This window comes from Bradyrhizobium vignae (assembly GCF_900324035.1).
Taxonomy (GTDB): domain Bacteria; phylum Pseudomonadota; class Alphaproteobacteria; order Rhizobiales; family Xanthobacteraceae; genus Bradyrhizobium; species Bradyrhizobium vignae.
Genome location: NZ_LS398110.1, coordinates 5,294,478 through 5,312,516 on the forward strand (window position 1 = coordinate 5,294,478; position 18,039 = coordinate 5,312,516).

The window sequence follows — 18,039 nt, forward strand, 5'->3', positions numbered from 1 at the left end:
GCCGTCTCGTCAACTGAAAACCGGACCATTACTGTAAACGGTCTGTGCGGCCTTTTGCCCTTTTTCGGACCATCTTCGCAAGCACAGCTTTAGACCATGTTGCACTGCCAAGGAACACTCATGCGTTCGGCCCTTTACACCGGAATTATACTGGCTGGCGGTTACGCCTGCCTGACCCCAGCCCTCGCCGCCGATCCCACCGGCGACTGGCGGGTCGCTGACGGCGTCGCCAACATCCGTGTCGCCCAATGCAATGGCAGCATGTGGGGTGCGGTCTCCTGGGAAAAGCAGCCCGGCGGCCGCGACGAGAACAATCCGGATGTCTCGAAAAAGAACAGGCCGACCCTGGGCATGGCAACCCTGATCGACATGAAGAAGAAGCCCGGCGTCGATCAGTGGGAAGGACAGGTCTACAACGCCAAGGACGGCCAGCTCTACAGCGCAACCATAACGCCGGCCGGTCCCGATCAGCTCGAAATCAAGGGCTGCGTGATGGGCTTCCTCTGCGGCGGCGAGACCTGGACCCGGGTCGGCCCGCCAATCCCCTCGAGTCCTGCGAACGCCATGGCCAAGGGCGTGCAGAAATCCGGTGGCGCCGCGCCGAAACCCCAGGGGCCCCAAGCAGCCCAAGCCACGACAGGCGCGACCGCGCCTGCGCCCGCGGCTCCGAAGGCCGCAGCCAAGCCCGGTCAGAAGGGCGCCGCCGACCCCGTCGGCGACATCTGCCTACTCCCTGAGATTGCGGGGTTTGCCCATTAGGGCCGGCTGGAACAGCAGCACAGCGGCGAGCGTCGTCACCAGCGAGAGTGCCAGCAGCTTGCCCATGCTGGACGTGCCGGGGTGGCTCGACAGCCACAGACTGCCGAACGCGGTCGCCGTCGTCAGCGCGCTGAAGAAGATCGCACGCGTCAGGCTGGTCTGGAGCAGGTTTGTCCTGCCCGACCGCCAGGCCACGACATAATAGATCTTGAAGGCGACGCCGACGCCGAGCAGCAGCGGAAACGCAACGATGTTGGCGAAGTTCAGCGGCAGGCCGATCAACACGCAGATCTCGAGCGTCACCGCGCCCGCAACCAGAAGCGGCACCAACGTCATCAGCACGTCGACGAACCGGCCTAGCGTGATCCACAGCAATAGCCCGATCACCAGCAGCGCATAGATACCGGCGTGGATGAACGCCTTCACCACGGTGTCGCCGGACTTCAGGATCGAGACCGGTCCGCCGATCGCGGTCGGCTCGGCCGCGAGCACCGCCGCGGCGAATTTGCGCAGCGTGTCGTTGTCATTGGGATCGCCCTTGGGCAGCGCCTCGACGCGGATGATGCCGTCCTTGCTCTTCCAGGCACTGACGAGATCGGGCGGCAGTGATTTCAGGGTGACCGGCTCGGCCTGCATGGCGTTCCTGAGCTGGTCGAACACGATCTTCATTGGCGTGACGAACACGTCCTGCGCCTTGTTGCGCGTGGCCTCGTCGCCATTGGCGAGCCTTTCGAGCGCGTCTGCAAGACGGCGCGAGGCAACCGCCCCTGGGCCCTTCGCGTCGCCCGCCGTTCGGCGCAGATTGTCGACCGCAGATTTCAGCGATTCGACATTTTCCTGGTCCGTCGGCGCCGCATCGATCTGATCGGGATTGAGCGCCGGGTTCAGCACCTTGGCGCCCTGTGCGATCAGCTTCAGCTTCGGCTGCTGGTCCTGCGGCACGAAGCTGTCGAGCGACATCACCCGGAGCACCTCGGGCACCTTCTCCAGCTTCGCCTGGACCTGCCTCGCCTGCTCTTCCGACGTCGTCATCACGTTGACGGCATTGGCCCCGGTGTTCGGGTCCTTGCGCAGGTCGAGGAAGGTGGCGATCGATTCGGCCTTCGGGTTGCGCAGGTTCATCGGGTTGAAGTCGAACTTCATGAAGTAGAGCAGCGGCAGGCCGCCAAGCGCGAGCAGCAGCGTGCCGCCGACGATCAGCACGCGATGCTTCTCGAGGAAATGATCGAGCGGCGCCAGGAAAGCATAGCCGACGGGCTCCGGTTCGCCGGGCGGATTCAGAAGCTTGAGCAGCGCCGGCAGCACGGTGATGCTGGACACGAACGCCACCAGCATGCCGACACCGGCGATCTGGCCGAGCTCCGAGATCCCCTTGTAATCGGTCGGCATGAAGCAGAGGAAGCCCGCCGCAGTGGCCATAGCCGCCAGCGACAGCGGCACCGCCGAGCGCTTGGCCGCCAGCACCAGCGCGCTCGAGAGATGGTCGACCTTGTAGCGCTCCGAGCGGTAGCGGACGCTGTACTGGATACCGAAATCGACGCCGAGGCCGACGAACAGCACCGCAAAGGCGATCGACAGCAGATTGAGCGAGCCGACCATCATCAGGCCGGCCGCGGTCGTGATCGCAAGGCCTACGAAGAGATTGACGAAGACGGCGAAGATGATCTTCGCCGAATGCAGCGCCAGCCACAGGATCAGCAGCACGACGAGGACGGTCCCGACGCCGTTGACGACGGCGCCTTCCTGGACGGTGGCGTATTCCTCGTTGGCGATCGGGACCGGGCCGGTCAGCCGCACCCGCGCCTGGTACTTGTTTGGGAAATCGAGATCGGCGGCGGCCTTGCGGATCGCGTCGGTCGCATCCTTGCCGGGCTCCAAAGCGTTATAGTCGAGGATCGGCTTGAACTCGATGAAGGCGCGCTTGTCCGAATCCTTCAACGGCTCGTCGCTGACGAGCTCGCGCCAGGAGAAGCTGGCATTGCCCTTGTTGAGCACGGTCTCGACCGTCTGCGCGATCAGGTTGAAGGGCCGCTCGGTGTTGTCGAGCTTGACCTGACCGCGCTTGACGCCGGCAAGGCCGGTCTCCAGCGCGCCGGTGAGGCCGCGGATCGAGGGATCGCCGGCCATGATCTCGATCAGGGGCGCGGCGGATTCGAACTGGCCGGTGATCTTGGCGACCTCCTCGGTCGGCAGGAACAACAGGCCGTTCTTCTCGAAGAACTCGCCGCTGCCGAGCTGCTGCATCGACTGGAAGTGGGTCTTGTCGTCCTTCAATCTGGCATAGAGCGCGTTTGCTGCGGCGCTCGTCATCTCCGGCGTCCGGGCCTCGATGACGGCGAGAATCGTTTCGTTTTGATCAAACGCTTGGTCGAATTGCTGGTCACGTTTGCGCCAGTCGAGATTTTGAGAAATCAGCGAGTTGATGTCGGTGTTGATGGCGAAGTGGCGCGCAGCGTAATAGCCCGCTCCCACCGACAGCAGGAGCCCGAGAATGACGACGAGGGAGGCAAACCGGGTGCAGGCCCTGACGATGGCGACGACGACGCTTTGCAGCACTTCTTTTCTTTCTGCGGTTAACAGCTTGCCGGAAACGCCCGCTGTTTATCGGAGTTCCCGGGCGAAACCTATTGCTGTTTTGATGGTTCTCGCCCCGAGAAGGTTCGAGGTAAACGGCGCAAGGCCGCGGCAAAATCATGCGGGGCGGCCGGTATAGCCGTGGAGTTGAGGCGGGAAAGTGACGAAGGACGATGCACGAATGCCGCGCGCTTGCGCACCCCCGTATGCCTTACTAAAATACCTCAGAATCGGTCCAACAGAGTTCCGGGCTTTCCCTATTGCCGATTTTTTGACACAAAGTATTGCGCCTGCATGCGCCGGAGCCCTACGGGGTGGGCAGGCTACCGCATGCGCGAACCAATGGTGCGGATATTGCAGTTCATTGGTCAGTATCTGGGTGCCGCCGGGGACATTGAAGCGGATTGGTGCAACTTGCGTGATGGGCGTCCAATGGAAGTTTATCTGGCGCAGCCGCGCGGCTTCTGCGCAGGCGTGGTGCGTGCGATCGAGATCGTGGAGCGGGCGCTGGAGAAGTACGGCCCGCCCGTCTATGTGCGCCATGAGATCGTGCATAACAAATACGTCGTCGAGAGCCTGAAGAACAAAGGCGCAATCTTCGTCGAGGAGCTCTCCGAGGTTCCGCCGAAATCGGTGACGGTGTTCAGCGCCCACGGCGTCGCCCGCAGCGTCGAGGAAGAGGCCGCCGCGCGCAACCTCCCGGTGCTCAATGCCACCTGCCCGCTGGTCACGAAAGTTCACAATCAGGGGAAGCGCTACATCGGCAAGGGCCGGACCCTGATCCTGATCGGCCATGCCGGCCACCCCGAAGTCGAGGGCACGATGGGCCAGGTCCCGGGGCCGGTGCAGCTTGTCCAGAGCGTTGAAGAGGTTAAGGCCCTGACCCTGCCGGCGGATACGCCAGTGGCCTACATCACCCAGACCACGTTGTCGGTCGACGACACCAGGGACATCATCGCGGCCCTTCAGGCCCGCTTTACAGATATTCAAGGCCCGGATATCCGGGATATCTGCTATGCGACACAGAACCGCCAATCTGCGGTAAGGAACCTGAGCAAGCTGGTCGACGTGATCTTGGTGGTGGGCGCTGCCAACAGCTCGAACTCGAACCGGCTCCGCGAAATCGGCACTGAAGCCGGCGTCGCGAGTTATTTGATTGCCGACGGCAGCGAGCTCAATCCGGAGTGGTTGAAGAATGCGAGGACCGTCGGCGTCACGGCCGGTGCTTCGGCGCCCGAGGTACTCGTGGATGACGTGATCGAAGCGATGCGGCGGATCGGACCCGTGAAGGTCTCGGTGTTGCCGGGCCGCGAGGAAGACATCGAATTCCGGCTTCCGGCCCAACTGGCCGCGAGCTGACCCATCCGAATTCAAAGCCCAGAAAGAAACTGTAATGGCTATCCCGTTCTTCAAGGAAATGCGTATCGGCGGCTATTTGCTCAAGCAGAAACTGCTTGGCCGCAAGCGCTACCCGCTCGTGCTGATGCTGGAGCCGCTGTTCCGCTGCAACCTCGCCTGCGTCGGCTGCGGCAAGATCGATTATCCGGATGCGATCCTCAACCGCCGCATGACCGCGCAGGAGTGCTGGGACGCCGCCGACGAGTGCGGCGCGCCGATGGTCGCCATTCCCGGCGGCGAGCCGCTGATCCACAAGGAGATCGGAGAGATCGTACGCGGCCTCGTTGCGCGCAAGAAGTTCGTCTCGCTCTGCACCAACGCGTTGCTGCTCGAGAAGAAGCTCGACCTGTTCGAGCCCTCGCCCTACCTGTTCTTCTCGGTGCATCTCGACGGTCTGCGCGATCACCACGACAAGGCGGTGTCGCAGAAGGGCGTGTTCGACCGCGCCGTTTCGGCGATCAAGGCCGCCAAGGCGCGTGGCTTCACCGTCAACGTCAACGCCACCATCTTCGACGGCCACCCGGCCGAGGAGATCGCCAAATTCCTCGACTTCACCACCGAGCTCGGCGTCGGCGTCTCGATGTCCCCGGGCTATGCCTATGAGCGCGCGCCGGACCAGGAGCACTTCCTCAACCGCACCAAGACCAAGAAGCTGTTCCGCGACGTCTTTGCGATGGGCAAGGGCAAGAAGTGGAATTTCATGCATTCCGGCCTGTTCCTGGACTTCCTCGCCGGCAACCAGGAATACGAGTGCACGCCGTGGGGCATGCCCGCGCGCAACATTTTTGGTTGGCAGAAGCCCTGCTACCTGCTCGGTGAAGGCTACGCGAAAACCTTCAAGGAGCTGATGGAGACCACCGACTGGGACAGCTACGGCACCGGCCGCTACGAGAAGTGCGCCGACTGTATGGCCCATTGCGGCTACGAGCCGACCGCGGCGGCCGCAGCTTTCAACAACCCGCTGAAGGCGATGTGGGTGGCGCTGCGCGGCGTCCGGACGAGCGGCCCGATGGCGCCGGAGATCGACCTCTCCAAGCAGCGCCCGGCGCAGTACATCTTCTCCGAGCAGGTCCAGAAGAAGCTGTCGGAGATCCGCCGCGACGAGGCCGAAGCCGCTGCGGCGAAGGCCGCGCAGAAGGCTTCGACGGCCGCGTAAGGGCGCACGATCAAATCTCACGACGAAAGCCCGGTCGCCACCGCGACCGGGCTTCTTTTTGCGCAAGTTTCGTGAGGCTTGGAGGCACGCGTTCACCCCAGCGTCATTGCGAGCGCAGCGAGGCAATCCAGAATCGTTCTGCGGAGACAGTCTGGATTGCTTCGCGGAGCCTGTCATCGGGCCGCGCTTCGCGCGGACCCGTTGGCTCGCAATGACGGCGTCTATGGCACCGGCTTGCTTTTCCATCAGCCCTCTGCCTCGTAGACATACCTGCGCATTCTCGCGGCTTCTTTCGCCCGAGCTTTGCTGTTCGTTCACGCCCCGTGAAAGCCAGAGGGCGCAGGGAAGGTCGGGCGCCGGCGGCACCCGCGGTCCGCGTGCATCGGAAACGCACACGGGGTGGATCACAGGTGATGCCGGTCGCCGGCCTTCCCTGCGCGGATGGTTTTAACGGTGTTCTTCGTGCTCTTGTGTCCAGAAAATCTGCCAGAATGTGCGAACGGGCGGTTCTCGCAAAACCGCCCGTCGCTGGATCTGAGCCCGTTCGTGCTCAAAGGCCTTGAGCCTGTCGGGGAGCGAGGGACAGATCCGGTGGTCTTCCTCAACCCGAACAGTTGCATGGGCTTCGAGCCCGAACCGAGCAAGGAAGGGAGTAGATGATGGCACAAAACGACGTCCTTGTCGCTGGCATCGACGTGGCCAAGGACAAGGTGGATGTGTGCATTCGCTCATTGTCACAACGGCAGACGTTCGCGAGCAGCCCAGAAGGTCGGCGAGCGCTGATCCGCTGGCTTCGCAAGCACAAGGTCGGCAAAGCCGCCATGGAGGCTTCCGGTGGTTATGAGCGGGAGTGGGCCAAGGTGCTACGCCAGGATGGTATCGAAGGCTTGGTGGTGGATCCAAAGCGGGTGCGCAACTTCGCCAAATCGGCTGGACAGCTCGCCAAGAACGATCCGATCGATGCGGAGATGATTGCCTGGTTCGCCGAGACCTTCATTGAGGCAAGGGGGCAAGCCTACGATGCGGCACGCGAGAAGCTGGCGCAGATCGTGAGTGCGCGCCAGGCTCTGATTGACGTGCAGACGAGCTTGCGAAACAGGACGGAGCATTCCACTCCTGACGTCGTGCAGAAGATGCAAAATCGCCTGCTGAAGCGGCTCGCCGCCGAAATTGCCAAGCTGGAAGCAGCGATCGCAGCCCTGATCAAGACCACACCGCGTTTTGCCGAACTCGCCGAGATCATCGAGAGCGTACCAGGTCTTGCCGGGGGCACATCCGCCGGACTGATCGGGGCGATGCCGGAACTCGGCCAGATAGGCAACAAAGTGGCCGCGGCCCTGCTGGGTGCTGCGCCTTATGACGACGACAGCGGCAAACGTCGGGGCGTCCGTCATATCCAGGGCGGACGCCGCAAGGTCCGCAACGTCTTCTACATGGCGTCCATGGGAGCCGCGACCCGGCATAACCCCGTGCTCAAGGCCTTTTACGATCGCCTGATCGCCAAAGGCAAGGAGCCGAAGGTTGCGCTCACCGCCTGCATGCGCAAGCTGATCGTGATCCTGAACGTCATGATCGCACGCGGCGAGAAATGGGACGCCGGCCGGTACGAAGTGAGCAACTCCGCTCGGCTTCCGCCGAGCGCTTGCACGCCCTGAAGACCGGCGAGCGGACGGGGTCAAGGCCGGAAGCCGCCGGAGGCGGTGGCGCGCCAGCGCCAGCCTTGAGGCCGGCCGATCGCCGGGCTACTTCAACACAGTTGCTCCTCGGGGAGCGTTGCACTATTGCCCCCGTCGCCTCGCCGCTGATCGATGCGCGTGCCGGTTGGCTGCCACATCACCGCGAAGTTTGACGCCAGAACCCCGGGCGTCGGGACCACACGACTTCTCCGTCCGCGGACGGCCCTGCCGGACGCATCCGAGGCTCGCGTGTGCTCACCCCGCAAGATCCAGCTTGGCCGCTGTGACAGCGCCGTGTCGTATCGCGCCGCGCATGACTCACGGTTGCCCGCCCTGTCATCGCCTTTCGCGCCGGCGCTGCCGCGTCCACCGCACCCCGACCCGCATCTCGTGACGATCGCGAAGCGCCCCTCTGGCAGGATCGGGATGACAGCCCTATGCCATAAATCCGAAATTCGGAAAAGTGAAATATTTTTACGGAAGGGATTGACTGGCTGTTCCGGTGTTTTGCCCGACCGGCTGACAGTGCTGGATGGAAACGCTTCGCCTTCTATTTTCCGATCTCGACATCCTCGACCTCGACCAAGAGGACGCGCGAGCCGCGGGCGAGATCCGGGCGGAGCTTGCGAAGCACGGCACACCAATCGGTCCCTATGACATCTTGAGCGCCGGTCAAGCGATGGCGCGCGGCCTGCCGCTTGTCAGCAACAACACCGCCGAATTCCAGCGTATCGCCGGGTTGCGGCTAGAGGACTGGACCAGGGATTGATGCTCGCAGGCGTTACCGTGACCGTCAGTACGAAGCTGGCCTAACGAAAAAGGCCCGCACGCCATGGCGAACGGGCCTTCGGCAGTTGGACGTATGCGCTCACGCGGCCTCGGAGACCAGCGCCTCGCTGCCGATCAGCTCCGTCCCGATCAGATAATCGCGGCAGCCGCGCAAGGACCGCAGCGCGCGGTTGAAGTCGATGCCGGTCGAGACCAGGGCATGCAACGTCGCCGGATTGCGCACGATTCCGCGCAGCACGGCACCGAGATCGATCTGCCCGTTCGGCTTGATCGCGGCGCGGGCCAGCGCCGGCAGGGCGCGATGGGCGGGGTCGCTGATGACGCGGACCGCGGCAAAGGGCAGCCCGGCCTCGGCGGCATAGGCGGCCGCGATGTGGCTTTCCATGTCGACGGCGGCTGCGCCCGTTTCCGAATGCAGCGCCGCCTTGCACGAGCGTTTCGTGACCACCTCCTCGGCCCCGGCGAGGCTGCCGCGCACGACGCGGCGGCGGCCGGAGGTCAGGCGCTCGATCAGGTCGTCGCCGAGCGACAGCCCGGCGGCCCAGCGGGCATCGCCGGACAGCACCTCGGTCGCCAGCACGACGTCGCCCGAGCGCAAGCTCGGGTCGAGCCCGCCGGCCACGCCGAACGAGATCACACCGCGAATCGTGTCGGGGTCCACCACCGTCAGAAGCGCCCGCAACTGCGTCGGGCTGCTGGATGAACAGATAACCGCCATTCCGGGCCCGGCTGCGATACGGGCCTCTTGAACCAGTCCGGTCACGATCAGTATCGGCCGCGGGTCGATGGCTTGACCCGCGGTAAAATAGTCCCCCGTCCCCAAAGTCACATTCCGACCCCTACCACCCTGCTGTTGGTGTTCCGCAAGTTCCGATACCGCGCCAATGCCCACAACGGAAAGAACTTTGGGTAACCATGATACCGTAGATAGAACACGCGGGGGAAGCCTGTGGCGGTGTACCGCTGCTCGTCCCACAATCCTTTTTTGTTTTGTGTTGCAATCAGGTACTCCACCCCGCGGGCGACGGCGGGGTGATCAACCTCGCCTGCCGCCATCAGGGCAAGCAAGGCCCATGCCGTTTGCGAGGCGGTCGAGGGGGCGGACTCCCAGCCCTTGTAGTCGAGCCGGTAGCTGACGGCGTCCTCGCCCCAGCCGCCGTCATCGTTCTGGATCGAGGTCAGCCACGCCGCGGCCTTCCGGATCATGGGGTCCTTGTGGTCGACGCCCGCCATGTTGAGGGCGCACAGCACCGACCAGGTTCCATAGATGAAGTTCATGCCCCAGCGGCCGTACCAGGACCCCTCCGGGTGCTGGGTCTTCCGCAAGTAGGCAACACCATCGGCCACGTGCTTGCTGGTCTTCACGGTCTCGCCGAGCTGGGCCAGCATCGAAATGCAGCGCGCCGTGACGTCCTCGGTCGGCGGATCGAGCAGCGCGCCATGGTCGGAGAACGGGATGTTGTTGAGGTAATATTCGAGGTTGTTGACGTCGAAGGCGGCCCAGCCGCCGTCGTCGCTCTGCATGCCCTCGATCCACTCGCGGCCGCGGGCGATCGCGGCATCATAGCCGGCGACGCCGTGCTCACGGCGCATGCGGTCCATCGACATCACCACGACCGCGGTGTCGTCGAGATCAGGGTAGTGCGCGTTGTTGTACTGGAAGGCCCAGCCGCCGGGGCGGACGTCGGGCCGCTTCACCGCCCAATCGCCCTTCACCTCGAGCTCCTGCTTCGGGATCAGCCAGTCGAGGCCCTGCTTGGCCGCAGGCACCGCCTTGTCGCCGCCGGCTTCCAGCAGCGCATGCGCCGTGAGCGTCGTGTCCCACACCGGCGAGACGCAAGGCTGGCAATAGGCCTCCTCGTCGCCGATCACGAGCAGCTTGTCCAGGCCGCGGCGCGTGATCGCGCGCGGCGGATAGTTCTCGTCCTTGCCGAGGGCGTCGTACATCATGACGATGTTGGCCATGGGCGGGTAGATCGCGCCCATGCCGTCCTCCCCGTTGAGCCGCTCCTCGATGAAGGCCAGCGCCGCATCGATCGCGCGCTTGCGCAGGCTCTTCGGAAACATCGGTTCGATCACGCGTAAGATCGCATCGAGCGAACGGAACAGCAGGAACCAAGCCATGCTCTGGTGCGGTGCCTTCGCGGTCATGCCGATCGAACGCGGATCCTGCAGGAACAACTCGTCGATGCCGACGCCCTTCGGATTCTTCGCGCGCGGCTTCAGCGCGGCGATCACCATCAGCGGCACCATGGTTGTGCGCGCCCAGTAGGAGATCTTGTTGAGATGGAACGGCGACCAGAACGGCAGCAGCACGATCTCGACCGGCAGCACCGGCACGGCGCGCCAGGTCACGACGCCGAACGTCGCGAGCAGGAAGCGCGTGAAGACGTTGCTATGAATCGCGCCGCCACGGGCATGAATGGCCTCGCGCGCCCGCACCATGTGCGGTGCGTCGACGGAGTCGCCGATCATCTTGAGCGCGAAGTAGGCCTTCACGCTGGCGCTCATGTCGAACTCACCATCGTGCACCAGCGGCCAGCCACCATGGGCGCCCTGCACGCGGCGCAGGTAATTGCCGATCTTGGCCTCGAGCACGGCGTCGACCGGCTCTCCGAGATAGTGGCGCAGCAGGATGTACTCGGCCGGAATCGTGCAGTCGGCCTCGAGCTCGAATACCCAATGGCCGTCCGCCTGCTGGAAGTCGAGGACGCCCTGCGTCGCCGACGCAATGCTCGATTCCAAAGCTTCGCGGCTGGTCGCGTTCACGGAATCCATATCGCTCGATTGCTCCGATAGTCGATTGAAGGTTGGCCGGGACATTGCCCGTCAGGGCCGCTGTGCAGCGAGAACCAGATCGGCGGCGCGATCACCGGACCGAACTGATCCCTCGATGGTTGCAGGCAATCCCGTAGCAGTCCAATCACCCGCAAGGAACAGGTTCTTCAGCGCAGTGACCGGCCCGGGACGCAGGGCATTCTGCGCCGGCGTCGCGGCGAAAGTCGCACGGCGCTCGCGCACGATCTGCCAGGGAGGCAGCTCGCCGGAAACGCCGCCCGCCGCGCAGACATCGTTCCAGATCGCCTGCGCGAGCTCCTCGCGCGGCACGTCGACGAGACGGTCGCCATTGCTGATGGTCACCGAGAGACGGTTCGGGAACGCGAACAGCCATTCCACGACGCCGCCGATCACGCCGAGGATCGGCGCCGAGCCCGGCGGCGGTGTGATGCGGAAATGCGCATTCACGATGGCGCGGAATTCGGTCGGCGTCTTCAGGCCCGGCAGCAGGCTGGAGGCCGCGCGCGGCGGCACCGCCATCACGATGACGTCACCGGCACCGAGCTGGATCACGTCCTCGCCGCCGAAATTCAGTGCAGCCACCTTGCCGCCGGTGTTGGCGAACGAACGCAGCTCGTGGCCGAGCTGAACGGTGTGGCCCCGCTCCTGCAAAAACTTCACGGCGGGCTCGATCAAGACGGCGCTGAGGCCGTCACGCGCGATCAGCGGACGGCAGGCCTGCCCGCCCGCGAGCAGCGTCTCGCGCACGATCGCGCCAGCAAGCCCCGCCGAGCCCTCGGGCGGATCGACGTTGAGCGCCGCCAGCAGCAGCGGCTGCACCAGGCGCTGGTAGAGGATGCCCTCGGTTGGAATGGACTTGCCAACCAGCGTCTCCTCCGACGCCCAGAGCAGCGGCGCCAGCTTGAGATAATCGGTGAGGCCGGTGTCGGGCACGCGGCGGCTTTCGTCGAGCACCCAGGTCGGCAGCCGGCCATCGCCGAGGTCGATCTGCCAACGCTGCCCCGTCTTGATGTCGACGAAGGGAAACTGCGCGCGCTCGGGGCCGACGAGGCCGGCCTCGGTGCCGATCGCGCGCGCATAGGCGCGCACATGGCTGTTGCCCGACAGCACCAGATGATTGCCGTTGTCGATGGTGAGATTGGTGGCGCCGTCGAAATAGGACCGGCAGCGGCCGCCGGCCTGGTGCGTCGCCTCGTGCACGGCGACCTTGAAGCCGGCATTGGCGAGCCGCACGGCGGCGGAGAGGCCGGACATTCCAGCGCCGATGATGTGAGCTGTGTTTTGCATCAGATGAAAGCGTAACGGAGCAGGATCAGGATGCGTGTGATCTTCGACACACGCACCGGCTCGCGCGGCGCGGCGAAGCCGCGCGCGATCAGGAGGTCCAGAATGGAATGATAGTATTTCGACATGATCCGCGGCGCGCGCACGGCGCGGCGCTTGTTGCGATTCATGATCTCGTCCGACTTCTCGAAATGCGATTTCGCGCGCTGCGCCAGCGGCAGACAGACCTTCGGCAGCGCGCGCTCGGCGATCACGCGGTTCGGATCATTGGAGGTGATACCGGCATGCAGCAGCGCCTCGCGCGGCAGATAGAGCCGGCCGAGACCGGCATCCTCGTCGATGTCGCGCAGGATGTTGGTGAGCTGAAGCGCGCGGCCGAGATGGTGCGCGAGCAGGATGCCGTCTTCCTCGGGGATGCCGAACACCCGCACCGACAGCCGTCCCACGGCGCTGGCGACACGGTCGCAGTAGAGATCCAGCGTGGCCATGTCGGGCGCGCGGATGTCCTGCGGCACGTCCATCTCCATGCCGTCGACGATGGCCAGGAAATCCTCGCGCTTGAGGCCGAAGGTCTTCACCGAGGCGACGTAGTCCTTCAGCCGCGGCGGCGGATGGCCCTGGTAGAGCGCGTCGATGTCGTTGCGCCATTCCTGAAGCGCTGCGAGCCGCTGTTCGCGCGGGCCGTCGGAATCGGCGATGTCGTCGACCTGGCGGCAGAAGCTGTAGATCTGGAACATCGCTTCGCGCTGGTCACGCGGCAGGATGCGCATCGCGGCATAGAACGAGCTGCCGGATGCGGTCGAGCCGTAATTGGCGCCGGGCGTGGTCGCCTCAAGCGTCATGTGCAGTCCCCGGTCTGGAAACGGCCTTGCGTCCGATCGCGCGGCGGCCGACTTCGCCGATCATGCCGGCGAGGCTGAAGGTGAGAAGCTCGAACTTGTTCAGATGCACGCGCTCGCGCAGGGGATCGCGCACCCTGAGCAGGCGCACGATCCGGTCGGCATAGGCCTGGATGACGGAAACGTCGACGCCGAGGCGGAAATCCCGGATCTCCGCAGCTAACGACCTGCCCTCGTCGAGCAGCGCTTCGTTGCGCGCGGCGAGCCCGTGCAGGCAGGCCAGCATCGCCGGCGGCGATTGAGCGAGGCCAAGCTGCTCGACCGAGGCACCGTGTGCTGCCAGCGCATCGCGCGGCAGATAGACGCGGTTGAGCTCGCGGAAATCCTTGCCGCAATCCTGCAGGTGATTGTTGATCTGCAGGCCTGCGCAGAGCGCGTCCGACGCGGCCCAGGTCGAGGTGCTCTCGCCGTGAACGTCGAGCATGAAGCGGCCGACCGGCATCGCAGAATATCGGCAATAGTGGATGACTTCGTCCCACGTCTCGTAGCGCAGCTTGGTCACGTCCATGCGGAAGGCGATGAGCACGTCGAGCGCATGGCGCGGCGCCATGCCGCGCTCGGCCAACGCACGGCGCAGGGTGACCGCCTCGGCCTGGGTGTCGCCCCCGCCGAGGAGTTCCGTCTCGAGCAGGTCGAGATAAGCGAGCTTCTGGTCGGCCGGCAGTGTCGCATGGTCGGCGATGTCGTCGGCGGTACGGACGAAATTGTAATAGGCCAGGATCAGGGCGCGATGACGCGGATGAATGATCCAGGACGCGACGGGAAAATTCTCGTCGCGGTCACCCTTGCCGGATCGCAATTCGCTCGCAGATGTCATCGAGGGCTGGTTTACAATCGTTTGGACAGGAACGGCTTTTTCGCTCGCGCGGGCTCACGCCGGCGATGCCGCCGCGGCCCCCATATAGGGGAAGACGGCCGCAAAACCAATCCTGCCGCTCGATGGCTGCCCTCTGCGGACCGCGGCCGAAAAGGCGGCGCCGGGGCCGCCTTGGTGTGGGCCAGCGGCCGAGCTTACTGGTTGTGGTTCTTCAGCACCTGGTCGCAGGCCTGCGAGATCTTGGCCCGGTTCTCCTTGAGGCAGGCCAGGATGGTGAAATCGCCCTGATCGATGACCGGACGGCAGAACTTCTGCACATCGCGGGTGCAGGCCTTCTGCTCGGCCTCCGTGCCGCGCCCTTGCTGGGCGAGCGCAGCCGTCGAGAGGGATGCCGACAGCAGGGTGAGAGCGACGAGAAGCTTACGCATTGTATTCCTTCATTCTGACGGCAGAATCGCACCGATCCCGGGCTGCACAGGGCGGACAACCGGAGCGGATTGTTCTGATGGCAAGTCGCCGCAGGAGGTGCGGCCGAGAGAAGGCACAAGCACTGGCAAATGCGGCCAAATTGGCGCCGCACCCACCAAATCAGGTCTTCCCCGCGCCTTCATTGGCAGATGTAAGGGGTTGATACTACATCATAATTCAGAGAGACCGCATTTTGCTGCACGGCTGTTGCAGAGCTGCATCTCTCCGCCCCGTGGTTTTGGCCAGAAACACCCCGGAACAAGGTAAATCGGATGGTCCTCGCCCCCTTCCCGGGCCCGGTGAACCGCCATCTCGGGTGAGGGCACGTTGAACCTGGCACAGGCTCGGAACACTAAACTTTCGATGTGGCGAGACGTCTTCGATCTTGAACGGACGTCGTTCCAAAACGGGATATTTGTGATGAGATTCTTTGGGCGATCTGGACTGGCAATCACTGCGGCCGGCGTTGGGGCTGCGCTGCTCTTCTCGGTTTCGGCGAGCCATGCTCAATCGTCCGGGCCGTTTGCCGGCTTCGACGGCGCGTGGACCGGCACCGGCACGGTCTCGCTGTCCGACGGGTCCACCGAGCGCATCCGCTGCAAGGCCGACTACAAGGTCGCGGGCAGCGGTCTCAACCTCAAGCAGGCCCTGCACTGCGCCTCCGACAGCTACAAGTTCGACCTCACCAGCGACGTGACGAGCCAGGGCGACCGCATCTCCGGCAATTGGAGCGAGGCGAGCCGCAACATCTTCGGCAATCTCCAGGGCACGGCCGGCGGCGGCCAGATCGACGTATTCGTCGAGGCCAACGGCTTTGCAGCCAATCTGTCGCTGCGCACCAACGGCACCAAGCAGACCGTGCAGATCTCTTCCAAGGGCGAGATCCGCGGCGTCAACATCACGATGACGAAGGGATAGAGCCCGTTTCCGTTCAAGAACAACAAAGCCCTCGGCTCTCTCGCGAGCCGGGCGCTTTTTGCTGGAGCACTCGCTGCGCCTCCTCCAGTGGTGCACGGACCAAAGCGCCACGATGCCGCTCAGATCGCCGGCTTGTCCGTGCCCTGCAGCTTGCCGTGCAGGTTGATCAGCCACATCGCCGTCGGCCTGAGGATGAAAAGGTCGGCGACGAGCGCCATGACCATCGAGAAGGCGCTGAGCCAGCCGAACAGCCGCAGCGACGGCAGATCGGAGAACACGGTGACGACGAGGCCGCAGGCCAGCACCACCGTGGTCAGGATCAGCGCAGGTCCCACCAGCACGGTCGCCCGCTCCACCGCGAGAGCCGAGCCGACGCCCGGCTTGCTCTCGAGTCTCAGGCGGTTGAGGAAGTGGATGGTGGCGCTGAGGCCCAAACCGAACGAGACGGTGAGTGCGACGACGCTGGCGAATTGCAGCCCCTCGCCCATCGCCCATAGCACCGTTCCCGACATCACGACCGGGAAGATGCCGGGCAGGATGCAGGCGAGCATCACCACCCAGGAGCGGAAGGCGAGGCCGATGAAGATCGCGACCAGCGCGAATTCGACGGTGAGGCCGCGATTCAGCTTCTCGATCATGTTGGCCGAATTGCGCGCCGCGATGGCGGCAAGGCCGGTCACCGCGACCTCGTAGCCGGGGTGCTTCTTGCGGACGGCGTCGAGCTCGGTGTCGAGCTTGTCCACGATCGGCAGGAGCTGGCTCGAATCCTTGTCCGGCACGCGGCCGGCGACAACGACGGCATCCTGCTCGGCGTCGATGAAACGCCGCACCAGATGCTCGGGAATGACGTTGACGTATTCCTTCAACGTGGCGACGTCGGTGCTTCCGGCCTTTTCCGCGAGCCAGCGGCGCAGGGTCTCGAGCGACCAGACGTTGCCGACGCCGGCCGCCTTCTCCACGGTCGCGTGCACGTCGGCGATGGTCTGCAGCGTCTCCGGCGAATACAGCGATTCACCCTTCGGGAACACGATCAGCACGTTGATGGGATTTGCGCCGGTGAGCTTGGCATCCAACCGGTCGCTGGCGGCAACCGCCTGGCGCTTGTCCGGCACCTGATCGGCGAGCCGGTAGCGCGGCTCCAGATTGGCATAGATGACGCCGAGGCCACCGACGAACAGCACCGCGATCAGGCTGAACAGGCCGGGACGGCCGACCATGCGCACCGCGATCCAATAGCAGAAATTGCGCAGCGCCTGGACGCCGGCATCGGCGCCCTGGAACTTGACCGCAAAGACCTTCTCGTTGCGCACGAACAGCACGCCGAACACCGGCACAAGCGACAGCACGGCGACCAGCGCGATGATGGTGGCGGCGAGCCCGGCTTCGCCGAACTTGCGGATCAAATCGGAGTCGGAGAATTGCAGCGCGATGAAGGAAATGCCCGCGGTGCCGTGCGTCAGCACGCAGGCCGGGCCGACCACCAGCACCGCGTTCTTGAACGCGGTGAACTTGTCCTGGCCTGCAATCAGCCGGTCGCGCGCAGCGAAGGTGAGCTGCATCGAGTCGGAGAAGCTGATGACCATGATGAGCGGCGTCATCACGTTCAGGAACATGTTCAGATTGAAATTGGCCCAGCCGAGCGCGCCGAGAGCCAGCAGGATCGCGATCATCGGCGGGAACGCCGCTGCGACCATGAACGAGATCTTGCGGAAGAAGATGATGGCGATGACACAGCCGGCGAGGATGCCGAGGATGTTGTAGGTCAGCCCGTCACGCTCGACAGCATTGCGGATCTCGAGCTGCATCACCGGCACGCCCGAGAGCTGCACGTTGAGCCCGGTGTCGCTGAGATCCTCCTTGATCAGCCCGCGGATGTCGCCGACGGTCTTGGTCAGCTTGTTGGAGCCGACGACTTCCGGATCGAGCGAGAGCACGATCAGCGCCAGCGTGCCGTCCTCTGACAGCAGCTTGCCGCGGATGATCTCGTTGTTCTTGACGGTCTCGATGAACTTGTCATAGGCCGCGCCCTCCGGCAGCTCGGCCGGGAACAGCGCCGCTGGCAGCTTGCCCGGGGCCGGCGCCTGGCGTGCCGAGAACAGCGAAACGAGGCCACGCGTGCCCTCGACCAGTTGCAGGTCGGTGACGAAGTCGCGCAGCTTCTCCAGATTGTTCCGCTCCAGCAGGGTCTTGCCCTCGACCACGACAAGGACGTCGAACTCCTCGGCCGGGAACTTCTTGGTCACCTCTTCGTATTGGCGGAATTCGCGGGTGTTGGAGCGGAATAGCTGCGACAGCGAATCATCGATCTTGATGCGCTGGATGCCGAACACCGCGCCGACGATCAGGGCAAGCAGGACGATGCAGGAGACAATCGGCGCCCGGACGGCGACCAGCCCGAGCCGCTCCAGCCCGAAGGCGATCGAGGACGCAGGTCCCTGCTCGACCTTGTCGACATGAACCTCATTCTCGCTGTGCTTTTCGAGCATGCTTTGTCCAGTTCCT

At 64.4% G+C, this 18,039-nt stretch carries 13 protein-coding genes and 1 pseudogene; 6 read left to right on the forward strand and 8 right to left on the reverse strand.

From position 1 onward, the window contains the following. Nucleotides 1–120: 120 nt before the first annotated feature. Complete coding sequence (locus BRAD3257_RS25810) at nt 121–759, forward strand: DUF2147 domain-containing protein (protein ID WP_162500366.1); 639 nt, start codon at nt 121–123, stop codon at nt 757–759. Here BRAD3257_RS25810 and hpnN read toward each other — a convergent pair. Further along, on the reverse strand, nt 727–3,315 hold the full coding sequence (hpnN, locus tag BRAD3257_RS25815; RefSeq protein WP_122404200.1) for a hopanoid transporter HpnN: 2,589 nt from the start codon (nt 3,313–3,315) through the stop codon (nt 727–729). The genes BRAD3257_RS25810 and hpnN overlap by 33 nt on opposite strands. A 450-nt stretch (nt 3,316–3,765) precedes the next feature. Between hpnN and ispH the strand changes: the two genes are divergently transcribed. The 4 genes and pseudogenes from ispH to BRAD3257_RS25840 form a co-directional block, all read left to right on the forward strand. Beyond that, nucleotides 3,766–4,692 carry a 4-hydroxy-3-methylbut-2-enyl diphosphate reductase gene (ispH, locus tag BRAD3257_RS25820; protein WP_122404201.1) on the forward strand — a complete coding sequence of 309 codons (927 nt, stop codon included), beginning with the start codon at nt 3,766–3,768 and terminating at the stop codon, nt 4,690–4,692. Nucleotides 4,693–4,726: 34 nt separating this feature from the next. Then, complete coding sequence (gene hpnH / locus BRAD3257_RS25825) at nt 4,727–5,887, forward strand: adenosyl-hopene transferase HpnH (RefSeq protein WP_122404202.1); 1,161 nt, start codon at nt 4,727–4,729, stop codon at nt 5,885–5,887. Nucleotides 5,888–6,543: 656 nt separating this feature from the next. Next, nucleotides 6,544–7,542 (forward strand): IS110 family RNA-guided transposase, encoded by a 999-nt coding sequence (locus BRAD3257_RS25830; protein ID WP_122402735.1) that lies wholly within the window; start codon nt 6,544–6,546, stop codon nt 7,540–7,542. A gap of 553 nt (nt 7,543–8,095) precedes the next feature. Then, nucleotides 8,096–8,332: pseudogene (locus tag BRAD3257_RS25840) on the forward strand (PIN domain-containing protein); the annotation flags it as partial. A 99-nt stretch (nt 8,333–8,431) separates the two neighbouring features. Here BRAD3257_RS25840 and BRAD3257_RS25845 read toward each other — a convergent pair. The 6 genes from BRAD3257_RS25845 to BRAD3257_RS25870 form a co-directional block, all read right to left on the reverse strand. Beyond that, nucleotides 8,432–9,181 (reverse strand): phosphorylase, encoded by a 750-nt coding sequence (locus BRAD3257_RS25845; RefSeq protein WP_162500367.1) that lies wholly within the window; start codon nt 9,179–9,181, stop codon nt 8,432–8,434. Continuing rightward, nucleotides 9,178–11,130, reverse strand: coding sequence for a squalene--hopene cyclase (gene shc, locus BRAD3257_RS25850; protein ID WP_122404205.1), 1,953 nt, complete (start codon nt 11,128–11,130; stop codon nt 9,178–9,180). Before shc ends, BRAD3257_RS25845 begins: the two co-directional genes overlap by 4 nt. A 51-nt stretch (nt 11,131–11,181) precedes the next feature. After that, complete coding sequence (hpnE, locus tag BRAD3257_RS25855) at nt 11,182–12,438, reverse strand: hydroxysqualene dehydroxylase HpnE (RefSeq protein WP_122404206.1); 1,257 nt, start codon at nt 12,436–12,438, stop codon at nt 11,182–11,184. Then, the gene (gene hpnD / locus BRAD3257_RS25860) at nt 12,438–13,277 is read right to left on the reverse strand and encodes a presqualene diphosphate synthase HpnD (protein WP_122404207.1); all 840 of its coding nucleotides are present in this window, start codon (nt 13,275–13,277) and stop codon (nt 12,438–12,440) included. Before hpnD ends, hpnE begins: the two co-directional genes overlap by 1 nt. After that, nucleotides 13,267–14,151: a squalene synthase HpnC gene (gene hpnC, locus BRAD3257_RS25865; RefSeq protein ID WP_122404208.1), complete on the reverse strand. Its 885-nt coding sequence runs from the start codon at nt 14,149–14,151 to the stop codon at nt 13,267–13,269. The genes hpnD and hpnC overlap by 11 nt, the downstream gene beginning before the upstream one ends. Before the next feature lie 194 nt (nt 14,152–14,345). Next, on the reverse strand, nt 14,346–14,579 hold the full coding sequence (locus BRAD3257_RS25870) for a hypothetical protein (RefSeq protein WP_122404209.1): 234 nt from the start codon (nt 14,577–14,579) through the stop codon (nt 14,346–14,348). 460 nt (nt 14,580–15,039) lie between these two features. On the opposite strand from BRAD3257_RS25870, the gene BRAD3257_RS25880 reads away from it, so the two are divergent. Beyond that, nucleotides 15,040–15,537, forward strand: a complete 498-nt coding sequence (locus BRAD3257_RS25880; RefSeq protein ID WP_122404210.1) for a hypothetical protein — start codon at nt 15,040–15,042, stop codon at nt 15,535–15,537. Between the two features lie 119 nt (nt 15,538–15,656). On the opposite strand, the gene BRAD3257_RS25885 is transcribed toward BRAD3257_RS25880, so the two are convergent. Beyond that, complete coding sequence (locus BRAD3257_RS25885; protein ID WP_122404211.1) at nt 15,657–18,023, reverse strand: efflux RND transporter permease subunit; 2,367 nt, start codon at nt 18,021–18,023, stop codon at nt 15,657–15,659. Nucleotides 18,024–18,039 lie beyond the last annotated feature (16 nt).

What these genes read in the sequence shown, in the direction of transcription:
- BRAD3257_RS25870 (WP_122404209.1), bottom strand. Translation starts at nt 14,579, where the DNA reads ATGCGTAAGCTTCTCGTCGCTCTCACCCTGCTGTCGGCATCCCTCTCG.
- hpnE (WP_122404206.1), bottom strand. Translation starts at nt 12,438, where the DNA reads ATGCAAAACACAGCTCACATCATCGGCGCTGGAATGTCCGGCCTCTCC.
- ispH (WP_122404201.1), top strand. Translation starts at nt 3,766, where the DNA reads ATGGAAGTTTATCTGGCGCAGCCGCGCGGCTTCTGCGCAGGCGTGGTG.
- BRAD3257_RS25830 (WP_122402735.1), top strand. Translation starts at nt 6,544, where the DNA reads ATGATGGCACAAAACGACGTCCTTGTCGCTGGCATCGACGTGGCCAAG.
- hpnH (WP_122404202.1), top strand. Translation starts at nt 4,727, where the DNA reads ATGGCTATCCCGTTCTTCAAGGAAATGCGTATCGGCGGCTATTTGCTC.
- BRAD3257_RS25885 (WP_122404211.1), bottom strand. Translation starts at nt 18,023, where the DNA reads ATGCTCGAAAAGCACAGCGAGAATGAGGTTCATGTCGACAAGGTCGAG.
- hpnC (WP_122404208.1), bottom strand. Translation starts at nt 14,151, where the DNA reads ATGACATCTGCGAGCGAATTGCGATCCGGCAAGGGTGACCGCGACGAG.
- BRAD3257_RS25810 (WP_162500366.1), top strand. Translation starts at nt 121, where the DNA reads ATGCGTTCGGCCCTTTACACCGGAATTATACTGGCTGGCGGTTACGCC.
- shc (WP_122404205.1), bottom strand. Translation starts at nt 11,130, where the DNA reads ATGGATTCCGTGAACGCGACCAGCCGCGAAGCTTTGGAATCGAGCATT.
- hpnD (WP_122404207.1), bottom strand. Translation starts at nt 13,277, where the DNA reads ATGACGCTTGAGGCGACCACGCCCGGCGCCAATTACGGCTCGACCGCA.
- BRAD3257_RS25880 (WP_122404210.1), top strand. Translation starts at nt 15,040, where the DNA reads ATGAGATTCTTTGGGCGATCTGGACTGGCAATCACTGCGGCCGGCGTT.